General features: G+C 70.7%; 17 protein-coding genes. 5 read left to right on the top strand and 12 right to left on the bottom strand.

What is annotated here, in order from left to right; all coding sequences use genetic code 11:
* Positions 1 to 145: 145 nt before the first annotated feature.
* Complete coding sequence (locus tag GH740_RS02435; protein WP_153744474.1) at positions 146 to 877, top strand: hypothetical protein; 732 nt, start codon at positions 146 to 148, stop codon at positions 875 to 877.
* Here the strand turns inward: GH740_RS02435 and GH740_RS02440 are convergent, their stop codons facing one another.
* The 11 genes from GH740_RS02440 to GH740_RS02490 are packed head-to-tail and all read right to left on the bottom strand — an operon-like array spanning position 878 to position 19,075.
* Positions 878 to 2,599 (bottom strand): asparagine synthase-related protein, encoded by a 1,722-nt coding sequence (locus tag GH740_RS02440; protein WP_153744475.1) that lies wholly within the window; start codon positions 2,597 to 2,599, stop codon positions 878 to 880.
* The gene (locus GH740_RS02445; protein WP_153744476.1) at positions 2,584 to 3,603 is read right to left on the bottom strand and encodes a hypothetical protein; all 1,020 of its coding nucleotides are present in this window, start codon (positions 3,601 to 3,603) and stop codon (positions 2,584 to 2,586) included. Before GH740_RS02445 ends, GH740_RS02440 begins: the two co-directional genes overlap by 16 nt.
* On the bottom strand, positions 3,600 to 4,931 hold the full coding sequence (locus GH740_RS02450; RefSeq protein ID WP_153744477.1) for a glycosyltransferase family 4 protein: 1,332 nt from the start codon (positions 4,929 to 4,931) through the stop codon (positions 3,600 to 3,602). Before GH740_RS02450 ends, GH740_RS02445 begins: the two co-directional genes overlap by 4 nt.
* Positions 4,931 to 7,321 (bottom strand): glycosyltransferase, encoded by a 2,391-nt coding sequence (locus GH740_RS02455; protein ID WP_153744478.1) that lies wholly within the window; start codon positions 7,319 to 7,321, stop codon positions 4,931 to 4,933. Before GH740_RS02455 ends, GH740_RS02450 begins: the two co-directional genes overlap by 1 nt.
* Entirely contained in the window at positions 7,318 to 8,775 is a 1,458-nt protein-coding gene (locus GH740_RS02460; protein ID WP_153744479.1) for a lipopolysaccharide biosynthesis protein, read from the bottom strand. The genes GH740_RS02455 and GH740_RS02460 overlap by 4 nt, the downstream gene beginning before the upstream one ends.
* Positions 8,772 to 9,878 carry a DegT/DnrJ/EryC1/StrS aminotransferase family protein gene (locus GH740_RS02465; RefSeq protein WP_153744480.1) on the bottom strand — a complete coding sequence of 369 codons (1,107 nt, stop codon included), beginning with the start codon at positions 9,876 to 9,878 and terminating at the stop codon, positions 8,772 to 8,774. Before GH740_RS02465 ends, GH740_RS02460 begins: the two co-directional genes overlap by 4 nt.
* Positions 9,875 to 10,501 carry a NeuD/PglB/VioB family sugar acetyltransferase gene (locus GH740_RS02470; RefSeq protein WP_153744481.1) on the bottom strand — a complete coding sequence of 209 codons (627 nt, stop codon included), beginning with the start codon at positions 10,499 to 10,501 and terminating at the stop codon, positions 9,875 to 9,877. The genes GH740_RS02465 and GH740_RS02470 overlap by 4 nt, the downstream gene beginning before the upstream one ends.
* On the bottom strand, positions 10,498 to 11,643 hold the full coding sequence (locus tag GH740_RS02475) for a DegT/DnrJ/EryC1/StrS aminotransferase family protein (RefSeq protein ID WP_253941160.1): 1,146 nt from the start codon (positions 11,641 to 11,643) through the stop codon (positions 10,498 to 10,500). Before GH740_RS02475 ends, GH740_RS02470 begins: the two co-directional genes overlap by 4 nt.
* A complete protein-coding gene (locus GH740_RS02480) occupies positions 11,640 to 12,635 on the bottom strand; it encodes an NAD-dependent epimerase/dehydratase family protein (protein WP_153744482.1) in 996 nt (331 codons plus the stop codon). The genes GH740_RS02475 and GH740_RS02480 overlap by 4 nt, the downstream gene beginning before the upstream one ends.
* The gene (locus GH740_RS02485; protein ID WP_367640376.1) at positions 12,632 to 13,714 is read right to left on the bottom strand and encodes a Gfo/Idh/MocA family protein; all 1,083 of its coding nucleotides are present in this window, start codon (positions 13,712 to 13,714) and stop codon (positions 12,632 to 12,634) included. The genes GH740_RS02480 and GH740_RS02485 overlap by 4 nt, the downstream gene beginning before the upstream one ends.
* A gap of 45 nt (positions 13,715 to 13,759) precedes the next feature.
* Positions 13,760 to 19,075, bottom strand: a complete 5,316-nt coding sequence (locus GH740_RS02490) for a DUF4082 domain-containing protein (RefSeq protein WP_153744483.1) — start codon at positions 19,073 to 19,075, stop codon at positions 13,760 to 13,762.
* A 208-nt stretch (positions 19,076 to 19,283) separates the two neighbouring features.
* On the opposite strand from GH740_RS02490, the gene GH740_RS02495 reads away from it, so the two are divergent.
* Entirely contained in the window at positions 19,284 to 19,886 is a 603-nt protein-coding gene (locus GH740_RS02495; RefSeq protein ID WP_367640379.1) for an acyltransferase, read from the top strand.
* Between the two features lie 10 nt (positions 19,887 to 19,896).
* Here GH740_RS02495 and GH740_RS02500 read toward each other — a convergent pair whose 3' ends face one another.
* Positions 19,897 to 21,039, bottom strand: coding sequence for a glycosyltransferase family 2 protein (locus GH740_RS02500; RefSeq protein ID WP_153744485.1), 1,143 nt, complete (start codon positions 21,037 to 21,039; stop codon positions 19,897 to 19,899).
* A 145-nt stretch (positions 21,040 to 21,184) separates the two neighbouring features.
* On the opposite strand from GH740_RS02500, the gene GH740_RS02505 reads away from it, so the two are divergent.
* From GH740_RS02505 to kynA, 3 genes are all read left to right on the top strand, one after another.
* Positions 21,185 to 22,501 (top strand): UDP-glucose/GDP-mannose dehydrogenase family protein, encoded by a 1,317-nt coding sequence (locus GH740_RS02505; protein WP_153744486.1) that lies wholly within the window; start codon positions 21,185 to 21,187, stop codon positions 22,499 to 22,501.
* A gap of 64 nt (positions 22,502 to 22,565) precedes the next feature.
* Complete coding sequence (locus GH740_RS02510; RefSeq protein ID WP_153744487.1) at positions 22,566 to 22,826, top strand: glutaredoxin domain-containing protein; 261 nt, start codon at positions 22,566 to 22,568, stop codon at positions 22,824 to 22,826.
* Positions 22,827 to 23,048: 222 nt separating this feature from the next.
* On the top strand, positions 23,049 to 23,909 hold the full coding sequence (kynA, locus tag GH740_RS02515; RefSeq protein ID WP_367640382.1) for a tryptophan 2,3-dioxygenase: 861 nt from the start codon (positions 23,049 to 23,051) through the stop codon (positions 23,907 to 23,909).

The following is a 23,909-nucleotide window of genomic DNA, read 5'->3' on the forward strand; positions in this document are numbered from 1 at the left end:
TTCCCCCAAGCTCGAAGACCACTATCCGCGCGACATCCGGCACTGGATGCAGCAGGCCCTCACAGCGAGCCTGCGGACGCACACGCTATCGTTCTGTGACGCCGACAACGGTACAGTACGGCGCTGAGAAGTCGGTGAGGAGACGATGACGCTCGCGGACCTGCTTCACGCACTGCGCAGACGGTGGCCCGTCCTGCTGATCGGTCTGCTCGTGACGCTCCCGCTCGCCTCCCTGGCCGCGAAGCCGGCACCGGTCTACGATGCCCGCACGCAGGTCGTGTTCATGGCCCCGTCCAGCCTCGACAACCCCAACGAGCTCGTCACCCAGGCGGAGTCGGTCATCATCACGGCGGGCATCGTCGCCAAGCGCATCAACGGCGCGACGCGGCCTCTGTTGTACGGAAGCCCGGAGGTGGACGCTGTCGGCGTGCCGGATGTCGGCGACACGTGGATCCAGCTGCTGAACACGGGAACGCAGTGGGTGCCGGCCTTCGATGAGCAGGTGCTGCTCGTGGACACCGTCGGCGCGACGCGCGAGGAGGCCGCCGCGAAGATGGATGCCGCGATCACGCGGATCCACACGGTTCTCAACCAGCTTCAGCGCGAGCAGCACGTGGCGCCGATCAACGACATCACCACCATCTCCTCCCCCGACCCGGCGCGCATCACCCGGATCGAGGGCAGCCGCCCCCGGGCGGCCGGCATGACCGCCGCCATCGGGCTGTTCGTCACCCTCACCGCGGTCATTGCCTTGGAAGTTCGTCGCGGTGCTCGTTCCCCGAACGGCCCGTCCCCTGAGGTGCGCCGGTCGGCTGCGCGGCCTGTGCCGGCTCCCGTGCGCGTCGCCGACGAACCGGTGCCAGAGCCGGTGCGGTGATCAGTCCAGCACCGCGTGGTCTGCGACCACGATCAGGGCTGTTGCCAGCGCCACCGAGCTGGGTCGCGGTGCGAGCGCGCCGGAGAGCACACGGTCCATCCACACCGGGTCGACGACCTCCCGGAGGGATGCCGCGACGAGCGCATCGTGTGAGCGCCAGTGGCGCACAACGAGCTCGGAGAGCACGTCCGTGCCCTCGGCGGGCCTGTTCCCACCGCGTACCCGCTGGATGACCTTGCGCGCGCCCTTGCCGGCGACGGTCCGGGCCCGGCGGGCGGCGCCGAGGGCGGACGGCGCCACATGCACCACGGGTGCCGGCCGGCCCTCCAAGGGGACGGTGCCGAGGTCGGCGTCCAGTCGCATCTGCAGCCGCCCGAAGAATCGGGCGTGGGCCTTCTCGGCGGGCGGAACCCCTTCCACCGCGGCAAGGAACGCCGCGGAGAGCATCGGGTTCACGACGAGGCGGTCGTCGCCGACGGCCGTGTCGTTCGTGCCCGCCCACCGTTGCACGCGATTGCGCAGGTACAGCCGGTCCGTGGCGCGGAACCATTCGTCGCCGCCGCGCCGCAGCGCGGCGTAGACCTCGTCCACCGCGACATCCTGCGCCCATCGTGCGAAGTCCGCCACGAGCATCCCCGGCTCGACGGCATGGTTGGGGAACATCCGCCACATCGCGAGACGTCGCGCATCGTCGCGGTCATAGGGGCGGTCGCGGACGCGGGACGAGTAGTAGAAGCCGCGTCCGACCTCGCCGCCGACGCCGGAGATCCGGGCGCCCTGGTCGAACTGCTCCTCGGCGAGCGCCAGGGCCGCGAGGGCGAGAGCGTCGGTGTGGGCGTCCACCTGGAGAGCAGCCCGGCGCACTCGTCGCCATGCCTGTTCGGGACTGAGCCGGGAGGCGTCGACCGACGGACGCACCTCATGATCGAGCCCGCACCGCTCCGCGAGCACCCGTGCGATGCGGACGTCGCCGTCGTCGGGGGTTCCCAGCGTCATGGCCCGCAGGCCGCGGCGGCGGGACGGGGGAACGGCGCTGAGCAGGATCCGGGAGTCCCACCCGCCGGACAGCTGCAGGATCACGTCGGGGTGCTCGTCGAGCAGCCGCTCCATCGTCGCCGTGAGGGCGGCCGCGGCCAGGCCGACGCCCTCATCGGCCGACAGCGCACGCGGCGGGACATCGTCCGGCGCGGCGACCGCGACGCCGGCGGCATCCAGGCGGGCGGTGGCGCCGGGGGTGAGCTTGGAGATCCCGTCGAACATCGTGCGCTGCCCGAGCTGCCAGCCCAGCTGGGACTGCACCGCCACGGCCCGCCGGTCGAGCCCCGCCTGCGTCGTCCACCCGGCCAGGAGCGCGGACGTCGATATCACCGGAGCGGCGTCGCCGTGATACAGCTGCCGGAATCCCGCGGCATCGGCGGCCACGGTGACCCCATCGCCGTCGCCGGTGAGGATCGCGAACGGCGGAAGCATCCGTGCGGCCAGCGCCCCGGGGGCGGCAGCGCCCGCAGCCAGGTCGCCGTCGGCGACCGGACCGGCGGCATCCCAGCGCAGCCGCGAGAGCGCAAGCACCGGGCCCGCGGCCACCGGCTCCAGCCCCCACCGGACGAGCTCGATGTCGCCGTGGCGGGTCCGGGTGGCACGCTCCGGGATCCTCGCCCGTGCCGGCACGCCCGCCGGCACCGCCAGGAACCCGGACAGCGGCGGCATCACGATGCGCCCCACCGGATGAACGTGACGGTGCTGGTGGGGTACGACGTGACGCGCATCGACCGGCGGGAGCGCAGGAGTCCGCCGCCGACGGCTTCGTCGTGGATGGCGGGCTCCACGTACCCCATGACGAACCGCCCGTGCGGGTGGGCGTCGTACGCCCGCTGCGCCATCCGCGTGATGAGGTACCAGGCGGCGCCGGTGTTGCCGGCCTGCGAGCCGCCGTCGGCATAGTACGTGCTGCCCGCGAACTCGAGACCGTGGAACGCGGCCATCGGCCCGGCCGACGATGTGGCGACGGCAGTGAGTGCATACCGACGTGCGGAGACGATGCCCGCGACCGCCGACACCGCGGCGGCGGTGCGCCGGAATCGCAGGCCCTTCCGGCGGTACATCGTGGAGCGCAGCCGGATGATCGTGGGCACATGGCGCAGGCTCCCCAGGCCCGATCGCACGTCGAGCTGCAGGCCGTCGATCTCGTTCTGCGCCTTCTTGACGTTTCTGCGCACATTGGTGCTGATGGCCCGCCAGTACTCTTCCCACGTGGGCCATGCGGCGAAGTCGACCGCCTCGACGACCATGGGCCGCACCCGAGTCACCGTGACGCCGGGGATCGCGGCGATGTCGTCTTCGCGGGGCGGCTCCATCGACAGTTCCCAGCCGTACGAGAAGGTGCCCGGGCCGACGGCGGTGAGCACCGCCGCCATCACCGGTGGCCAGGGGCCCGCAGACGGTGCGAGCACGAGCCGATCGAGGAAGACATGGTCGGTTCCTGCGGTGCCCACGGCGCACTGCGCGACGACGTCGCCGGACGCGCCGCCGCCGGCGTGCACCTCGAACAGCCGCAGCCGGCGGCGGCCGACGTGCTTGACCGCCCACCCGCGCAGATGTCCCGTGGTCAGGCGCACCGAGGAACGGTTCCGTTCCGCGAACGCGTTCCAGCGGGCGCTGTCGACCGTGCGCAGGTGCCGTTCGACGACGACGAGGCCGTCGGCGCGCGCTCCGCCCCCCTCGGTCACGGGGCACGCCGTTCGAGCAGGTAGCGGCCGGCCTCACCGGGATCGTCGAGGTCGACGTACCGGCGACCCTGACGATCCGATCCGGCCGCGGCGCCGTCGTCCGGTACCGCGGGTCCGGGCCTGGAAAAACCTGTGAGATCGTCGAACACACCGACGTACGCGTCGGCCTGGGGTCGCCAGTCGAGCGCGTCCGCGACGCGGCGCCGTCCCCGCTCGCCGAGTTCGACCCGCAGGCGGGGATCGTCGATGAGGCGCTCGACGGCGTCGGCGAACGCCGCGATGTCACCCGACGGGACGTAGAGAAGGCAGTCGCCGCCCGACACCCGCGTCTCGGCGAGGTCGAACGACACCGCCGGCAGCCCGTACGCCATGTACTCCATCGTCTTGTTCATCGTGGACAGGTCGTTCAGGGGCGTCTTCAGATCGGGGCACAGTCCGATGTCGGCGCGGCTGAGGTACTCGGCGATGGCCACGCGGTCGACGCGTCCGGTGAACGTGACGCTAGCGTCGAGGCCCAGCGCGGTGCACTGCGTCTTCAGCTCGTCGAGGCAGTCGCCGAATCCGAGAAGGGTCGCCGTGACATTCGCGCGCCCCCGCCGGTGCACGAGCTCGTCCATGACCAGCAGCACCTGATCCACGCCGTCCTGCGGGCCCATGATGCCGAGGTAGGCCAGTTCGATCCCGTCGGCCGGGCGGGGCCGCTCCGGGTAGACGGGGCGCATCTGCCGGGTGTCGGGCCCGCTGCGCACCACCGTGACGTGCTCGGGCGACAGCCCGCCGCGCCGGACGGCGATGGCCTTGTACGACTCGTTCGTGGACGTGACGCGGTCGGCGGTGCGGAAGGTGCGCCGCTCCAGCCAGCGCAGCCCCCGGAACTGCAGCTTCTGGGCGAATGTGGTGGGGTCGCCGAACCGGGAGATGTACAGCTCCGGATTGAGGTCGTGGTGGTCGAAGACGAACCTCACGCGGCGGATGCGCCACAGGAGCGCGAGCAGCCAATACGTGTCGGGCGGGTTGCACGCCTGGATGACGTGGAACCGGCGGCGACGCCAGGCCGCGAGCGACAGCAAGGCGGTGCGCACCCAGCTGTACGCGAACTCCCACGCGAACCCGAGGAATCCTTCCGCCTCCGCCGCCGGCGGGTACTTGTAGATGTCGACGCCGTCGATGTGCTGGCGCGGCGGATCACCCGGGCCCTTCGGGCAGATCACGCTGACGTGGTACCCGCGGGCGACGAGCGCCTGGCACTCGAGCCACACCCGCCGGTCCAGCGGAACGGGCAGGTTCTGCACGATGATCAGGACGTGCGGGCCTGAGCTGTGCGGCATCAACGGCTCCCCTCCGTGTCGTCGCCGTCGATCAGCCGCAGCAGCCGATCGGCGCGATCGTTCCAGTCGTGTCCCGCGACGGATGCGGCGATGGCGGCGCGGTCGACGTCGCCGGACAGTGCTTCCCGCACCGCGGTCACGAACCCTGCGCGGTCGGCCACCCGCACGTACCGGTCGTCGAGCCCGTCGACGACCGCGATATCGGTGGCGACGGCCGGGATCCCCGCCGCCAGATACTCGATCGTCTTCAGCGGATAGCTGCGCCGATTGAACATCGAGTCCCGATACGGCGTGAGCCCGACGTCCAGGGCGCCGAGGTACCGCGGAAGCTCCTCGCGGGGGACGGCGTCGATCCATCGAACGCCCGGACGGGCGATCAGCTCGTCGAAGGCCGCATTGTCGGCCGCCGTCTCGAACCAGCGCGGTCCGACCAGCAGGAGACTGATCCCCGCTTCCTGGACGGCCCCCAGCAGATTCAGGTCGATCCGCGCGTTGAACTGTCCGATGACGCCGGCGACGGGTCCGGTGAGTCCGACCTCGTCCGCGGGCGTGCGCGGGATGTCGCGGAACCGCTGCAGCTCGGCGCCGTTGGGCAGCCACTGCGCGGGTTCGGACCGTCGCTGCAGATGCCGGGCGAGCTGCGGCGTCACGGCCACCACGAGGTCCGCGGCCGCCAGATTCTTCTCCCGTGCGGCGTGCAGGTAGGCGGAGCTGACACCCCACAGTGCTCCAGCGGCGACCGAGTCGTCAGTCTCATAGAACACCTTGCGTCCTGGCAGATTCGCCACCAGCGGCAGGATCGGCGCGGTGGTCGAGGCGATCACCGCCGAGGGGGCGAGGCCGTTTCCGCGCAGGTGGCGGCGGGCCGCGCGCGCGCGACGGCGATCGCCGATCGCCCGCAGGATCGGCCGCTGGGGACCCGGCAGTGTGAAGACCCGGAGCCGGGTGACGTTGTCCTGCGGCTCGCTGGAGCGGGGGCCGCGGTGCCGGCGGAGGCTGAGCAGTGACGTGGCTGTGTCGACCCAGATCACGGGGCGACGTGCGGCCAGTGCGCTGACAAGGTGCCGGTCGGTGCCGGCGAGGGTGTCCCAGCGCACGCCGGCGAAGTAGAGGATGGGCCCGTCGGACCGCGCGTCGCCCTGCGGGCGGGACGGGGGCGGGGCGGCTGCCGCCACGGGGGCGGCGTTGAAGTCGTCGGCGCGCCGGTTTCCGCGCAGCTTCTGGATGCGCCGGCGAGCGTAGTACGCGCCGATGCGCAGGCCGGATGCCGCCGCCGCGCCGAGGCGCCGCTTCTGCCCCGGCGCCGAGGCGACGGCATCCCGGTAGACGGTCACGAGATGACGGGCGGCCGTCGTCAGCGAGAAGTCCTCGACCACCCGACGGCCGAACTCTCCTCGCTCGCGGCGCAGCGCAGGGTCATCCAGCAGCGGCAGGAGCTCGGCCCGCAGGGTCGCCACCCCGTCCTGCGCGGCGGCGCCCACGCCATACCATCCCTGCCACCGGAATGTGTCGACCGTCGCGGGCGAGAGGGCGCGGAAGAATCCGTGCTCGCCCTGCACGATCAGCGGCTTGCCGAAGGCGAGGGATCGCAGTGCGGAACCGCCCATCCCGATCATGATGTCGGCTGTCGCGTAGGCCGCTCGAGGGTCGGCGAGCTCACCGGTGAACACGATGCTCTTCCGGCCGGAGTGGGCGTGCGCCGCCGCCGCGGCGGCTTCCATGTCGGCGCGGGAGCGGCCCTCGCCGACGATGAGGAGCTGGAACGGCGCCCGGTCGACGAGGTCTCCGGCCAGCTCGATAGCGGAGAAGATGCCCTCGGCCTTCAGGTCCGGTACGAGCCGGCTGACCACGGCCACGACCGGCCGGTCGTCCAGCCCCCTCTGCCGCTTGAAGGCGTCGATCTCCGCGGCCGGCAGCGGATGGTTCGCGGCGAGGTCCACGGGCGGCTCCATCAGCTGCGCGGCCGCGCGGCCGCGGATGTGCTCGGCGGCGAGGATCTGCTGCGTGCCGACAAGCAGCGGCATCCACTTCGGGATGAAGGGGGCTATCGCCATCGACATCACCGTTGTGACGACGGCGACGTCCGGAAGCGGGTCGACGGCGAGCGCCGCCTCGAGCGCGGGGGGCCACTCGTATCCGTGGACCACGTCGATGCCGCGTTCGACCACAAGCCGGCGCAGCGCACGCACCACCCGTGGCGAGGGGCGCCGACCCGGCTCCGGAGCGGCGACGAACTCCAGTCCGAGCTCGTCGATGCGTGCGCAGAGGCTGCCGGGCCGGCCGAACACTATGCATTCATGGCCGAGGGCCTGTACGGCGGCGGCGAGCTCGATGGCGTTCAGCTGACTGCCGCCGATGTCCAGGTCGTGCGGGTAGACGACGATCTTCACGAGGTCCCCCGATTCGCCAGCGCCGTGCGCAGCAGCCGGAGGTTCGCGCGCTGGGTCAGCGCGAGAGCGGCGATGACGGCGACCGACACCAGGGCGGAGGCCGCCGCGGCGAAGAAGGCGGGCTCCACCATCCGCGCGAGGGCCGCGGCCGCCACCCAGACGACCAGGCCGGCGAGCGTGGGCAGGACCACACCCCGGGCGACGGCGCCCACGCGCACGTCGACGCTGCGCAGGCTGAGCAGGTAGAGCGGGACGCCGACAGCGAGGCCCACCACCAGCTGCGCGGCGGCGACGCCGGCCTCCCCCAGCGGCCGCACGACCAGCAGCATGACCGGCAGTGCGACGACGAACGTGGCGCTCTGGATCACCAGCACCAGTCCCGACCGGCCGTGGACCACGAGGTAGTCGTACGCGAGCTCGAACCAGATGCGGAGGGTGGCGAACGCCGCGAGCCACAACAGGACGTCCGTCGCCGGCGCCCACTGCGCTCCGTACACGAACCGCACCACGGGGCCTGCAGCGCCGCTGATGGCAAGGCACGCCGGGATGGCGACGGCAGAGAGGATGCCGAGGATGCGCACGAAGTTGCGGGTCATCCGCGCGGGGTCGTCCTTCAGTGCCGAGAAGGTCGCCGGGGCGACTGCTCGCAGCGGCTGCGAGAAGATCGACACCGGCCAGCTGGCGAGGTTGAAGGCGAGCACGTAGAAGCCGAGCGCCCGTGCGTCCAGGCTCGACGCGACGATGACCTGGTCGACGTAGCCGGACGCGAACACGACGATGCTGGATGCCGCCAGCGGCAGGCCGAACCGCAGCAGCCGGCCCGCGGTGGTCCGGTCCCACCCGAAGCGGTAGGGCACCGGCGACCAGTGCCAGATGAGCAGGGCGAAGACGATGCTCGCTATCAGGCGGCCCGCGGCCAGGCTCATGGCGCCCCAGCCGAGCAGCGCGAAAAGAAGCGACAGTCCCGCGCCGAGCCATGTGTTCACCTGGTCGGCGATCGTCCGCTCCTTCTGCATGAACTCGCGCTGGAGCACGGCGGCGGGCGTCGCGACCAGCCCGTTCACGAAGATCGAGAGGCCGAGGACCTGGATGACGCCGGTCGCCCGGACATCGCCGAGGATCGTGGTGATCGACGGGGCGAGCAGCCAGGTGGCGGCCGTCAGGATCGCGCTGCTGATGACGGCGATCGTGTTGATCGTGGGCGCGATCGTCCGCGGATCGTCACGCCAGCGGATGACGGCCAGGCTCACCCCGAGCTCGTTGAAGCTCAGGATGGCCAGCAGCGTCACCATCGCAATGGCGAAGATCCCGAATTCGTCCGGGCCGAGCACTCGGGCCAGGGCGACGCCGATGACGAGCGTGCCCAGGCGCGACACCACGGTGTTCCCGAAGCTCCATCCCAGAGCCCGGGTCGCCTTGCGTGGCACGGAGTCCTCCGGCAGCGGTGCGCTCACCCGGTCACCACGCTCCGCAGCGCACGGGTGACGTCCTCCTGCTGGCCCTCGGTCAGGTGCGGGGACATCGGCAGCGACAGGATGGTGTCGGCGGCGGCCTCCGCCACCGGGAACTGCCCGCGGCGGTGCCCGTGGTCCGCGTACGCCTCGGTCAGCGGCACGATAGTGGGGTAATGGATGCCGACGCCGATGCCCGCGGCGCCGAGCCCTGCCGCCACCCGGTCGCGATCGGCGACGCGGACCACGTACAGGTGCCACACGTCCTCGTTGCCGGGGCGCACTGAGGGCAGCCGGATGCCGTCGACGTCCGCGAGCAGGCCCGCGTAGCGCGCCGCCGCCGCCCGGCGGGCCGCGTTCCAGACATCCAGCCGCCGCAGCTTGGCCCGCAGCACCGCAGCCTGGACCGCGTCCAGACGGGCGTTCACGCCGATGTGGTCGTGCACGTACTTCGTGGAGCTGCCGTGTGCGCCCAGGCTCCGCACGAGCGCGGCCGCGCCCGGGTCGTCCGTCAGCACGGCGCCGGCGTCGCCGGCTGCCCCGAGGTTCTTGCCGGGATAGAAGCTCGTCGCCGCGATCCGGCCGAGCGCGCCCGCGCGGCCGGCGGACGAGACCGCGCCCTGCGCCTGCGCGGCGTCCTCGATGACGGGGATGCCGTGCGCATCGGCGATCGGCGCGATCCTGTCGACGGGCGCTGTCTGCCCGAACAGGTGCACCGGGACGATGGCGCGCGTGCGCGGCGTGATCGCCGCGGCGACGGCATCCGGGTCCATCAGCAGGAACTCGTCGTCCACGTCCACGAACACCGGGACCGCGCCGATCCGCGACGCCGCCTCGGCCGTCGCGATGAAAGTGTTGGCGGGCATGACGACCTCGTCGCCGGGCCCCACCCCGGCCGCCCGGTACGCGAGCTCGAGCGCGTCGGTGCCGTTGGAGACGCCGACGACGTGGGCGACGCCGATGTAGTCGGCGTACTCGCGTTCGAACGCGTCGACCTCGCCGCCGCCGATGAAGGCGGCCGTGGTGAGCAGCCGCTGCCACACGGGAAGCACGTCGTCGGCGATCTCGGCCTGCTGCGCGGCCAGATCCAGGAACGGCACGGTCATGCGTCGCCTCTCAGTTCTCGTGCGGGCACGCCGGCCCACGTCTGGTGTCCGGGCACATCGCGGATCACGACCGCGCCCATGCCGACCGCGGACTCGGGCCCGATCGTCAGTCCCTGCCGCACCGCGGCGTTCATCCCGAGGTACGCGGCCTCGCCCACGCGCACGGCGCCGCCGAGGGCGACGCCGGCGGCGAGCGTGCAGAAGTCCTCGAGCACGTCGTCGTGCGTGATGGTGCAGTTCGGCATCACCACGACGTGCCGTCCGATGCGGGCATCCGCGGTGACCACCACCGAGTCAAGCAGGATGCCGCCGATGCCGACGTCGCTGCTGGCGCCGATCCGCGCCGAGCGCGCCACGAACGTCGCGTACCGGTCATCGGCGACGCCGAACTTCGCGAACCGGCGGACGATGCTGCGTCGGGTCGCGCTCGGCCCGACGCACACGAGCAGCTTCTCGGATCGCTGCGGCGCGAGCGCGAGCGGTCCGAGCACGGGTACGCCGGACACCTCGGTGTCGTGCAGCTGCACATCGTCGTCGAGGATGCCGGTCACCCCTGTGATGCCGGCGGCGAGGACTTCACGGGCCAACCCGCTCGCCCCCACGAGCAGCAGGCCCTCGCTCATGGTCTGTCGCCGTCCGGTTCGCGGAGCACGGCGATGACCCGGTCCTGATCGGCGTCGGTCAGCGTGTGGTACAGCGGAAGGATCAGGGTCCGGTCGGTGAGCCGCTCGGTGACCGGCAGGCCGCGCTCCGGGGTGAGGTCCCGGTACGGCGGCTGGCGGTGCGTGGCCATGATGCCACGGCGGGCGGAGATGTCCGCATGTGCGAGCGCCTCCAGGAGCCCTTCCCGATCCAGCGGGTACTCGTCGCCGACCTCGACCCAGAACGACTGGACATTCCCGGTGCCGTACGCCGGGTCGGCCACCGCGCGCAGGCCCGCGACCTGGTCGAGCTCCTGCCGGTACCGGGATGCCAGCTCCCGCCGCCGCGCGACGATCTGAGGCAGGCGCCCGAGCTGGACGAGGCCCACGGCCGCCTGCAGATCCGTCATCCGGAAGTTGAACCCGACCTCGGTGTACTCCTCCGCCGGCGGCAGAACGGACCGGTGCCGATCCGCGGCCGATACGCTCATCGCGTGCTCGCGGAGGTGTCGGGCACGGGTGGCCCACCGCTCGTGGTTGGTCGTGATCATGCCGCCCTCGCCGGTGGTGAGGAGCTTGCGCGGGTGGAACGACCACGCGGCTATCTCGGCTCCCGCGCCGACCGGGCGTCCCTTGTATGTCGAGCCGGCGCCGCACGCGGCATCCTCGATCACGACGATCCCGAGCGGATCGGTCACGGCGCGCACGTCGTCGAGGTCGAGCGGCACGCCGCCCTGGTCGACCCCGATCACCGCGCGGGTCGCCGGGGTCAGCGCGGCGCGCACGGTCTCGCCTGTGACGTTCCCGGTGAGCGGGTCGACGTCGGCGAACACCGGGGTGGCGCCGACGTACCGGACGGCGTTCGTGGTCGCGATGAACGAGAACGACGGCACCACGACGTCGGCGCCGGGCCCGATCCCGGCGACGATCAGGGCGAGATGCAGTGCGGTCGTGCAGCTGGTCGTGGCCACCGCGAACGGCGACTGCATGGCGCTCGCGAACTCCTGCTCGAACCGCGCGACCCGGGGGCCCTGCGCCACCCAGCCGCTGGCGATCGCCTCGGCGACGGCATCCGCCTCCTCCTGCCCCAGCCACGGGACCATCACGTTGATGCGCTCGCTCATGACGCGGCCACCGCCCGGCCCGTCGCTATCTCGTCGCGCAGCGGACGCCACCAGTCCACGAGCTGCCGCAGCCCCTCGTCCAGGTCGATCGTGGGCCGCCATCCTAGGTCGCGCTCCGCGGCGCGGATGTCGGCGAGGCGGCGTGCGACGTTGTTGACGACGCGCGCCGGGCCGAACTCGACGCCGAGGTCGGAGTCCATCACTCGCAGCAGGGCCTGGGCGAGCGCGAGGAGGCTGGTCTCGGTGCCGCTGGCGATGTTGTACGTGCCCTCGACCATGCCGCTGCGCGCCGCCAGGACGTTGGCGCGGGCTATGTCCGGCACGCACACGAAGTCCATCGTCTGCTGCCCGTCGCCGAAGATCAGCGGCGGCTTCCCGTCGACGATCCGCTCCATCCAGCGCACCAGCACCTCCGTGTACAGCCCGTGCACGTCCATCCGCGGGCCGTACACGTTGAAGTAGCGCAGCAGCACGTAGTCGATGCCCTTCATCGCCCGGAAGCTGCGGACCAGGCCCTCGTTGAACGTCTTGGCCGCGCCGTACAGCGTGTCGTTGTTCTCGTGGTGATGACGCTCCGTGGTGGGGAACTCCTCCGCCATCCCGTACACCGAGGCGCTGGAGGCCGCCACGAGCTTGCCGACGTTGTGTTTCGCTGCCGCCTCGACGATGTTGAAAGTGCCGTCGACGAGGACCTCGAGGGCCAGCCGCGGCTCCTCCGCGCACTGCGTGATCCGGATCGCGGCCTGGTGGAACACGATGTCCTTGCCGGCGGTGACCTCGTCCACCACACGACGGTCCCGGATGTCGCCGTCGATGAGCGTCGCCCGCCCCGTGGCGATGGCGTCGTCGAGGTTCGCCACGCGTCCGCGCACGAGGTTGTCCAGCACGTCGACGTGTGCGGCCCCGGCATCCAGGAGCTGGTCGACCAGCGTGGACCCGATAGTGCCGGCGCCGCCGGTGACGAGGATGTTCGCGCCTTCGATGCGGGTCATGACTGCTCCACTCGCTCCAGGATCTCCACCGGGTAGGGGGCACCGCCGGCGCCGAGGCTGCCCTTCGCGGCCTCGAGAATCGACAGCACCCGCAGGCCGGAGGCGCCGTCGGTGCGCGCCTGCCGCTTCTCCCGGATCGCGGAGGCGAACTCCGCCGTCATGTTCGAGAGCGCCTCGGTCTCGGCGAGGGCGGGAGCCCATGTGTCGCCGAGCCGGTACGAGATCCGCGCGGCGTGCACGTCGCTGGCCGTGGCCTGTGACTGGCCGGCCAGGTCGACGCCGCGGTCGTAGACGCTGACCCGCTGCTGCGGGTTCAGATCGTCCCAGACCAGGGTCCGCTTCGTGCCGCCGATCACCATCTGCCGGATCTTCGTCGGGCTGAGCCAGTTCACGTGGATGTGGGCTATGGCGCCGCCGGACAGCGGCATCGTCAGGTAGCCGATGCACGACTTGCCGGTGCCGAGGGGGTCCGCGCCGTGCGCGGCTACGCTCGTCGCGTCGATGCCGCCGGGCAGCACGAAGTCGATGATCGACAGGTCGTGGGGCGCGAGGTCCCAGAACACGTCGACATCCGGCTGGATGAGGCCGAGGTTGATGCGGACGCTGTCCACGAACAGGATGTCGCCGAGGTCCCCGGCCGCGATGAGTTCGCGGATCTTCAGCACGGCCGGGGTGTAGCAGTACGTGTGGTCGGCCATCAGCACGAGCCCGTTCGCCCGCGCGGTGTCCACCATCTCGGCGCCGCGCCGCTGCTCGTCGGCGAACGGCTTCTCCACCGTGACGTGCTTGCCGGCGGCAAGGGCCGCCATCACGATCGGATGGTGGGTGCGCGCGGGCGTCGCTATCGCGACGGCGTCGATCGCAGGGTCGGCGAGCACCTCGTCGAGGCTCTGCGAGATCGGCACACCGCCGACGCGGTCGGCGACCCGCTGGGCGCGGTCGGCGTCCAGGTCGCAGATCACGGCGAGGTCCCAGTCCGGGCTCGCGGCGAAGTTGCGGGCCAGGTTCGGCCCCCAGTAGCCGGCGCCGACCACGCCCACGCGCAGGCGCGGCGACACGCTGATTGTTTTCTCGTTCACGGACACGCTCCCCACGTGATCCGATGTCCGACAGCCGACGAGTCGTCAGTTGTCGGGATCGAAGATGATATCGACCCAGTAGTTGTTCCGGGACGTCGTACTCGGATAGGACGTACTGTTGCTGGACGCACCACCGGTGGCGAGCGTGGTGATAGGTCCGTTCGTCACGGCTGCGGTCAGCCCGTTGGTGGTCAGCGCGTAGAACTTCGACGTGCTGTACATGCCGACCCGGTACTCGGTGCCGACCGTGAGCCGCACGGGGGTGGACAGGACGGCGGTCTGCCACCCGGACGCGGTCTCACCCGTGAACGTCACGGTCGCGAGCTTCGTCCCGCCTGCTCGCCAGAGGTACCCGGTGTGGGTGCCGGTGTTCGAGCTGCCCTTGTAGAACCTGATGGCCGTGACCACGCCGGGCGCGGTGGCCTTGAAGCGGGTCGCGACCTGGATCGCGAGGGTCGAGGACGTGTTGGGGGCCGTCGGCGTGCCGGTCGGGAACAGGCTGACCTGGTCCTGCTTGGCCATCGTCGTGAACGACCATGTTCCGCCGGTGACCGCCGCCCCGTTGGCCGTGACGGTCGCAGTGTACGTGGTCGTCCAGCCCAGCGCCGCCGTGGGCGTGAACGTCGCGACTCCCGTCGTGGCGTTGAAGCTGGACGTTCCCGCCACCGTCGTCGTGCCGGTCTTCACGGTGATCGCCGCGGACGTGGCGTTCGTCAGCGTCGCGGTCACCGCCTTCGCCGGGTCCACGCCGGTCGCCCCGGATGCCGGAGTCGTCGCTGTCAGGGCCGGCGTCGGCGTCGGCGTCGGAGTCGGCGTCGGCGTCGGCGTCGGAGTGGGCGTCGGCGTCGGGCTCGGGCTGGGCGACGGGCTCGGATCCGGTGCTGCGCCGAACGCTATCTCGACGTCGGCGAAGTAGGCCGACGACTGGTACGACTGGGTCGGGAATCCGCCACTGGCACCGTAGACGAAGACGCCGTTCGTTCCGGTGATGTCGCCGTTCACCACCGGCGACGTGAAGAAGTTCCGCGTCATCGCGTACCCGCCTCCAGGCGCGAAGTACGACACGGTGTAGGTCTGTCCCGGCGAGACGGCCACGGGAGTGGACAGCGTGGCGCGCACCCACCCGGTCGACGAGCTCGAGAACGTCACCTGCGCCAACCGCGAGCCGCCGCTCGACCACAGCGATCCCGTCGTGGCGCCGGCGGCTCCGGCGCCACGGTAGTACCGCAGGGCCGTCACGCTGCCCGATTGGGCGACCGTGAACGTCGTGCCGACCTCGATCGCGGCCGTGTCCGACGTCGACGCGATGTCCGGTGCGGTCGTGCCGAACAGCGTCGCCACGGGAGCCGTCGCCGGACCGGCCGTGAACTCCACGTCGACGAAGTAGTTCGTCGAGTTCCACGAGGATGTCGGTCGTCCGCTGGTCCCGTACGAGTACAGGCCGTTCGCACCGACGACCGTCGACAACGGGCCGCTGGTCACGGCCGACGCGAGGCCGGCGCTCTGGTACGAGTAGTTCCCGTTCGGAGCGAGGTACGACACCGTGTACGTCTGCCCCGGGTCGATCGTCACCGGCGTGTCGAGGACGGCACGCTGCCACCCGCTGGAGGTCTCGTCCTGGAACGTCACCGTCGCCAGTGGCGTGCTGCCCGCGCCCCACAGCCAGCCGATATGCGTTCCGGTGTTCTCGGGTGCCTTCAGGAAGCGGATCGCGGACACCTCCCCGGAGGTCGACGTCGTGAACGACATCCCGAGGATGACGGCGGTGGTGTCGCTGGTGGCGGTCGTCGGCGTGATGGTCTGCTGCCCGAAGAACGTGATCGGGCCGGACCCGCTTCCGGCCGCGGCGGTCTGGAACGACCAGGACACCGGACCACCCGCCACGCCGTTGGCGCCGGTCACCCCGGTGACGGACACGGCGATCAGGGCGCCGCCGGGAAGCGCGGCGGACGGCGTGAAGGTGACCGTCTTCCCATCGGTGCTGTACGCGGTGCTCCCGGCGATCTGCGTTCCGGAGGAACTCACACCGAACGTCGCGGCCGAGACGGCGCTGTTGAACGTGACGGTGATCGGGCTCGCCGTGCTCACCCCGACGCTTCCGCTCGCGGGCGTCGCCGAGACGACGACCGGCCCGGTGGGCGCGCCCTGGAACACCACATCGACGCCGTAGTCCGTCGTGGACGTGCTGTTCGGGAAGCCACCGGCGTACGTGTACACCGCGCCGTTCGCCGGCACCTGCAGGGGCCCGCGCGTGTAGCTGGAGTTGTACGCCCCGGCGTTCACCGAGTACGCCCCGACCGGAGCGGTGTAGGACGCTATGTACTGCGTGCCCGCGGTGATCGACACCGGTGCGGACAGCACACCCGTCTGCCATCCCTGGGTGCTCTCACCGGTGAACGTCACGGATGCCAGCGCCGTGCCGGAGCTGCTCCACAGCGTGCCCACATGCGTTCCGGTGTTCGCCGAGCCCTTGTAGAAGCGCAGCGCCGTGATGGTCCCCGCCAGCGTGCTCGAGAAGCGCACGCCGAGGGTCACCGAGGCGGTGTCCGCCGCGGAGGCTATCACCGGGGTCGACGTATCGGGGTACAGCGAGCAGGGGCACGTTCCGTCCGGAAGCGTCTGCGCCGCCGTGGAGAACGACCACACGCCACCGCCCGCGGCGAAGCCCACACCGGCCGAGTCGACCGCGGATATCGTGACCGTGTACGTCACGCTCGAGTCCAGCGCCGCCGTCGGAGTGAAGCGGATCGTCTTCGCCGTGGTGTCGACCGTCGTCGTTCCCGCCACGGCTGTGCCCGATGCTGTCTTCACCGTCACGGACACCGACGAGGCGACCGGGGCGCGGTTGAGCGTGGCGACGACGGGGCTGCTGACGAGGTTGCTCGAGGAGCCCGGGGTCGGGGTCGCGGAGACGATCTTCAGCGGCGAGTTGTCGGTCTTGTCGAACAGGACGTCGACGTAGTAGTTGCCGTCCTGGTACGTGTCGGTGGGGAATGTCCCGGGGTCGCCGTACACGCCGGGGTTCGCCGCACCGACGCCGCTGGGCACCGTGACCGGCGTACTCGGGCGCGCTTTGTACGGCCAGTAGAGGGGATCGGCGGCATAGCCGCCGTTGGGCGCGGTGTAGGACACCGTGTACTTCGCTCCGGCGTCCACCGCGATCGGCGCGGCGAACTTCGCCGTCTGCCAGCCGGTCGCCGTCTCACCGGTGAACGTCACGGTGCCCAGACGCGCCCCCGTGCTGCTCCACAGCGAGCCGACGTGGGTGCCGGTGTTGCGCGTCCCCTTGTAGAAGCGCACGCCGGTGATGAAGCCGTCCGTATCCGGCACGAACCGCAGTCCCAGTTCGACGGACGACGTGTCGCTGACCGTCGGCGTCGTGGGCACGGTGGCGCCGAACACCGAGGCGCTCCCGGTCACGGCGACGGTCCGCGACGTTCCGGCCGCCGCGTAGTTCGCGCTGTCGTCGATCGCGCGCGCGATGATCGACGCGGTGCCGGTGCCCTGCTGGATGTACGTGTAGCTCCACGCCGTCGTGCCCGTGGCGGGGTGCCAGGTGGTTCCGCCGTCCGTGGACACTTCGACACCGGCGACGACTCCGCCGCCATCGGATGCCGTCCCGGTGACCGTCACGGAGGTGCCGTTCGCTATCGACGCTCCGGCGGCGGGGCTGGTGATCTGGGTGGTCGGTGCTGTCGTGTCGCTGCTCTTGGCCGTGGCGACGAGGCCGCTCATGAGGGTGGTCGGCTGGGCGCCCATGTCCGCGAACATGTTGACCTGGGCCTGCTGCATCCGCACATCGGCGGGTGCGCCGTTGCCGTCGTGGGTCTGGTCGAGGCCCCACGCCCACTGGATGGTGCCCGCGCCGAACACGAGAGCGCCGCTGGCCGCCCGGTACAGCGTGACGTGATGCTGCGTCGTGCCGGGAACCACCACGCTGCCGTAGTCGGTCAGATACTGCGGTGTGGACCCCACGGTCGTGGAGAGCCGGACGAGGCCCGCCGGCCGGAATCCGTTGTCGACATCCTCATCGGACTCGTAGCCGACGGTGTGCGCGGCGAGCGCCTGCGACGTGCCGGCGGCGAGGGAGGTCAGCGACGTGTTGCGCCACAGTCGCGTCTTGCCTTCCGCACTGCTGACGGTGACCGGAAGGTCCGTGTCGTTGCTCATGTACATGGTGCCGGTGAGCCCGTTCTCGGGCATCGTGCCGCCGTTGGCGGCCGTCGCGAATCGGGGATCGCGCCACGTGCCGGTCCACTCCGGCGTGGAGGTGTCGATCTTGCCGCCGTTCGGGTTGGCGGAGTTGCCCCACGTCTCCTTGTACGACACCAGGGTGCGGTAGGGCGTGCTGGTGCCGCTGGCCGAGGATGCCTCGTAGCGGGTGTGCCAGTAGATCTCGTTGCCGGAGAGGAACTGCAGGTTCACACCGGCATCCCGTGCGGCCGTCACGTTCGTGCGCTGCGCCGCCGACCAGTATTCGTCATGGCCGACGGACAGGAAGACCTTGTGATTGAGCAGCTGCGCTCCGTACCGGTCGCTGTCGACGCCGGCCATGTAGCTCACGTCGTAGCCGTTGCGCTCGAGGAAGCGCACCATGGCGAACTCGCTGCTGAAGTAGAAGTCGCGCCCATTCGTGTTGCCGCGCGTGGCGAACGGACGGTTGTAGCTGATCTTGTAGGCGCGGCCGTTCGCGGCGCCCTGATAGAAGTCCGACCCGCCGTACGTGTTGTACGCCTGCCACGTGGGATCGGAGGTCTGGAAGACGATGTCCGAGTGATTCCCGTCATTGCGGACGATGAAGATGATGTGGCTGTCATCGCCGTTGTCGTTGCGGGTGAGCTTGGCGATGTAGACGCCCGACACCGCGGTGGACGGCACGGTCCAGGACGCCGACACGCCCCAGTTGCCGCAGTCGTAGAGTTCGGTGGTGGTGTCCGAGATGCACTGCGGCTGGCGCTGCGGCAGGGGTGCCGTGACGGGGACCGATGTGATGTACCGGGCACCCAGTCCCTGGTACCACCCGGTGCGGTAGATGTCGATCTTGTACGACGTCGCGCTCGTGTCGATCTTGAAGTCGATGCGGCTGCCCGCGTTCACGCTGATGTCGGTGGCGAAGCCCTGGATGTCGGCGTCGCCGGCACCGTCGATGTCCCAGATGCTGGGATCGGTGCCCGGCTTCGAGTTCTCGCAGGCGATCGGGTTGATGGTCGCCCCGCACGAACTGCCGCCGTCGGCCATGACCGCGGTCGGCACGTCGACGACGATGAGCGCACTCGCGACGACGGCGAGAACCGCCCCCACGGTGATGGCGCGCCAACCGCGCCGTTGCGTGCCGAGACGCCGTTCCCCAGTTTTCAGCATGTCCCCAGTCCCCAGCCGGGGGGATCCCCACAGATCTCCCCAATTCTTCAAGACACCCACACCGACGCCCTGATTGCCCCAGCGGACGACGAGGATGAGTGTCTCCCCGCTGTGCAGTATAGCCACGGACGCCGATGTGCGGCAGTACCCATTTCGAAGTTCCCGCACGGTCCCTATGCTGAGGGGCACCCATCCCTGGAGGTCCGCCGTGAGCATCGCCCCATCCGCCACCGTCCAGGCCACATCCGACATCGACGAGCACGCCGAGATCGGCGAGAACACGCGGGTCTGGCACCTCGCCCAGATCCGCGAAGGGGCGCGCGTGGGCGCCGACTGCAACATCGGCCGCGGGGCGTACGTCGGGCCGGATGTCGTGATCGGGGATGCCTGCAAGCTGCAGAACTACGCCCTGGTGTACGAGCCGGCGCGGCTCGGCGACGGCGTGTTCATCGGGCCGGCGGCGGTGCTGACCAACGACGAGTTCCCGCGTGCGGCGAACCCGGACGGGTCGCTCAAGTCGGCCGACGACTGGCATCCGGTCGGCGTGGTCATCGAGGACGGCGCGTCGATCGGCGCGCGCGCGGTGTGCATAGCCCCCGTGAGGATCGGGGCGTGGGCGCTGGTGGCCGCCGGCGCCGTCGTGACGAAGGACGTCCCGGCCCACGCACTCGTGGTGGGTGTCCCCGCCCGCCGGATCGGCTGGGTCGGCCGGGTGGGTCGGCCGCTCGAGCGGCGCGGCGACGAATGGGTGTGCCCGGACAGCGGTGAACGCTACCGCCAGGACGGGGAGACGCTGACGCTCATGCCGTGACGACGGGCTGTCACAGCTCGCCCGGGGACATGAGCTGCGCGTCGATCTCGTCGACGAGTTCGCGGGCGGCCGACGGTGCGCCGGCCCGCCGCGGGGCGTAGACCACGAGCGAGTGGAACATGAACCGCACGACGAACGCCACGATCAGCGTGATGGCCGCTGCTATCACGCTGGACAGATGCCACGTGTTCACCAGGAGCGCTATCACGGGGATCCGCACGATGGCCTCGACGTTGTTGAACGCGAACGACTTCGCGAAGCGGGTCCACGTGCCCGCGGCATCCGCCCGCATGTCTTGGAAGACGAACCGCTCCTGCAGCAGGAAGTTTCCGATGATCGTGACCTCGGAGCCGATGATGGCGGCCGGGATGTAATGCATCCCCAGCTCGGTCAGGGCCCACATGATGGCGAGGTTCGTCAGGGCGCCGAGCCCGCCGATGACCGCGAACAGCGACATCTTGCCGAACCGCAGGCCGGTCAGCTGGACGAGGAAGTTCACGCCCTGGCGCACCGAGGCCTTCGACTCCCCGGCGAACCGGTCCGCGAACCGGAACGGGATCTCCGCCACCCGCAGGCTGCGGCGCGCGAGCATCTCCAGGAGGATCTTGAACCCCCGCGGCCGCAGGCCGTCCAGGTCAACGCTGCGCCGGTCGACGAGGAAGAAGCCGGTCATCGGGTCGGACACGCCGCGCAGCCGGATCGGGAACATGGCGCGGGTCAGCAGCGTCGACAGCTTCGAGACGAACACGCGGGTGCGGTCGGCCAGTCCCTGCGCCGAGCCGTCACCGATGTAGCGGGATGCCACGACGATGTCGACATCCCCGGCCGCGTGCCGGGCCAGGAGCGCGGGGATGTCCTCCGGGGGATGCTGCAGGTCGCCGTCCATCACGAGGCAGAGATCGAATGCCGCCGCCTGCATCCCCGCCACGACCGCGCCGCCCAGGCCCGCGGTGGCGACATCCCGATGGATGAGCCGCACCGGCAGGGGCGCGGCGGTGGCGACCTCGCGCACGACGTCGGGCGTGGCATCCGTGCTGTCGTCCACGAACAGGATCTCGGCGTCCACGCCGCGCGTCGCCACGGCGATGCGACGCACGAGCTCGGCCACATTGGGCGCCTCGTTGTACGTCGGGACGATGATCGACAGCTGCATGGGTCTTCCGGTTCTGCGGCGGGCGCGGTGGCTCCATCGTCCCATGCGCGCCTGGACATCTCCCGGTCTGCGGACAACTGCATAGCGGATCCGGAGGGACCGCCCCGTCTGCGGGCGGCGACGCGTGTCCCGTAATGTGCTGACCATGCGAATCTCCGTGATCGGATGCGGCTACCTGGGGGCGGTCCATGCGGCCGCGCTCGCGACACTGGGCCACGACGTGGTGGGGGTGGATGTCGATCCGGTCAAGCTGGCGGCGCTCCGACGCGGGGAGGCGCCGTTCTTCGAACCCGGCCTTCCGGAACTGCTGGTGGAGGCCGGCGCCACCGGGCGGCTGACCTTCACGGACGACATCTCGGCGGTGCGGGGCGCCCGCGTGCACTTCATCACGGTGGGCACGCCGCAGCTGAAGGGCTCGAACGCGGCCGACCTGCGGTACGTGGATGCGGCGTTCGACCAGCTGCTGCCGCAGCTGTCGGCGGGGGATGTCGTGGTGGGCAAATCCACGGTGCCGGTGGGCACGGCCGCGCGGCTCGCCGCGAAGGTCGCCGACGGCGGATCCGGCGCGGTGCTGGCCTGGAACCCGGAGTTCCTGCGCGAGGGCTTCGCCGTGAAGGACTCGCTCACGCCGGATCGCCTGGTGTTCGGCCTCCCGCCGCGGCCGGAGGCGGCATCCACCGCCGAGACCGCGCTGCGCGAGGTGTACGCCGCCGCACTCGCCGACGACACCCCGCTCGTGCTCACCGACTATGCGACGGCGGAGCTGGTCAAGGTATCGGCGAACGCGTTCCTCGCGACGAAGATCTCGTTCATCAACGCGATGGCGGAGATAGCGGAGACGACCGGCGCCGACGTCACCCAGCTGGCCGACGCGATCGGCTTCGACGGCCGCATCGGGCGGCGGTTCCTCGGCGCCGGAGTCGGCTTCGGCGGCGGATGTCTGCCCAAGGACATCCGGGGGTTCATGGCGCGGGCGGAGGAGCTCGGACGCGGCGAGTCGGTGGCGTTCCTCAAGGAAGTGGATGCCATCAACCTGCGACGTCGCGCGAAGGTCGTCGACCACGTCGTCGACCTGCTGGACCACGAGCCGTACGGCAAGACCGTCGCTGTGCTCGGGCTGGCGTTCAAGCCGCACTCGGACGACGTGCGGGACTCGCCCGCCCTGGACGTGGCCGTGCGGCTGACGGGGCTCGGCGCGCGTGTCCGGGCCACCGATCCGGAGGCGATAGCGAACGCCCGCGCGCTGCACCCGCAGCTGGACTACCGTGCCTCGTTCGAGGAGGCGGTGGCGGGCGCCGACGTCATGGTGCTCGTCACCGAGTGGGACCAGTACCGTTACCTCGACCCGGACGCTGTCGCCCCGCTCGTGGCTGCGCGCAATGTCGTCGACGGGCGCAACAGCTACGACCCGGCGCGCTGGCGCGCGGCCGGCTGGACGTACCGCGGCCTTGGGCGCCCCTGACCCGGGTTCGGGGCGCGGCGGCGCGCTCGGCGCCCACCCAGCCGGGCTCCGCGAGAATGGAGGCATGACGACCTCTACGACCCGCATCACGATGTTCGGCGCCGACTGGTGCCGCGATTGCCGCCGCACCAAGACCCAGCTCGACGAGTTGGGCATCGACTACGACTACATCGACCTCGTCGCCGACCCTGCGGCCGCGGATGTCGCCAAGGAGATCTCGGGCCGCACGAACATCCCCGTGGTGGTCTACCCGGACGCGAGCCACCAGGTCGAGCCCTCGAACGCCGACGTGGACGCGAAGCTCCGCGAGCTCGCCCTCATCTGAGTCGCGCCGGCGCGCGCCGCGCGCGACGTGTCACACAACCTGCGGGTTGCGTCACCGACATCCCGCACCGTGTGCGACGCGGTGCTGGGGATGTCGCAGCACCTGCGGCTTCGGTGCCCCGGATGCCGCATCTTGTGCGACACGTGAGGGCGGCGCCGTCCGCGCCGTCGCGCCGGGATCGAGTCGGCGATCACGCCGCAGACCGCGCTCTAGAGTGGACACGTGGACGACGGAGTCGAGCGGAACACCCGGACGATCGAAGACACGGTGGTCACCGACTTCGAAGATCGCATGAGCTATGGCGGATATCTCGAGCTGCACACCCTGCTGTCGGCGCAGCATCCCCTGAGCTCCCCCGAGCATCACGACGAGCTGCTGTTCATCGTGCAGCACCAGACCACGGAGCTGTGGCTGAAGCTGATCCTCCACGAGCTCGCGGCGGCGTGCGCCCACCTCCGGGACGACGAGCTCGCACAGGCGCTGAAGTGCGTCGCGCGGGTCAAGCACATCCAGAAGACGATCACCGACCAGTGGTCGGTGCTGGCCACGCTCACCCCCGCCGAATACGCGGAGTTCCGCGGCATCCTCGGCAACGCCAGCGGGTTCCAATCCGCCCAGTACCGGGCCGTCGAATTCATGCTCGGCAACAAGCACGCCGGGATGCTGCGGGTCTTCGCCGCGGATCCCGACAGCCTCGCTCTCGTGCGCACTGCGCTGGAGGCGCCCAGCCTGTACGACGAGTTCCTCCGACTGCTGGCCCGCAAGGGCTACGCGATCCCCGCCGGTGTGCTCGAGCGCGATGTCACGAAGGCCTGGGAGTTCACGCCGGAGCTGGTGCCGGTCTTCGCCGGGATCTACGCCGACACCGCCGCGCACTGGGGCGCGTATGAGACGTGCGAGGAGCTCGTCGACCTGGAGGACAACTTCCAGCTGTGGCGATTCCGCCACTTGAAGACGGTCGAGCGGATCATCGGCTACAAGCGCGGCACCGGCGGGTCCAGCGGCGTTTCCTTCCTGAAGCGGGCGCTCGACCTCACGTTCTTCCCCGAGCTGTACGCCGTCCGCACCGAGATCGGAGCCTGA

Origin of the sequence: Microbacterium sp. SYP-A9085, from assembly GCF_009649635.1 — a bacterium.
In the GTDB taxonomy this organism is placed as follows: Bacteria; Actinomycetota; Actinomycetes; order Actinomycetales; family Microbacteriaceae; genus Microbacterium.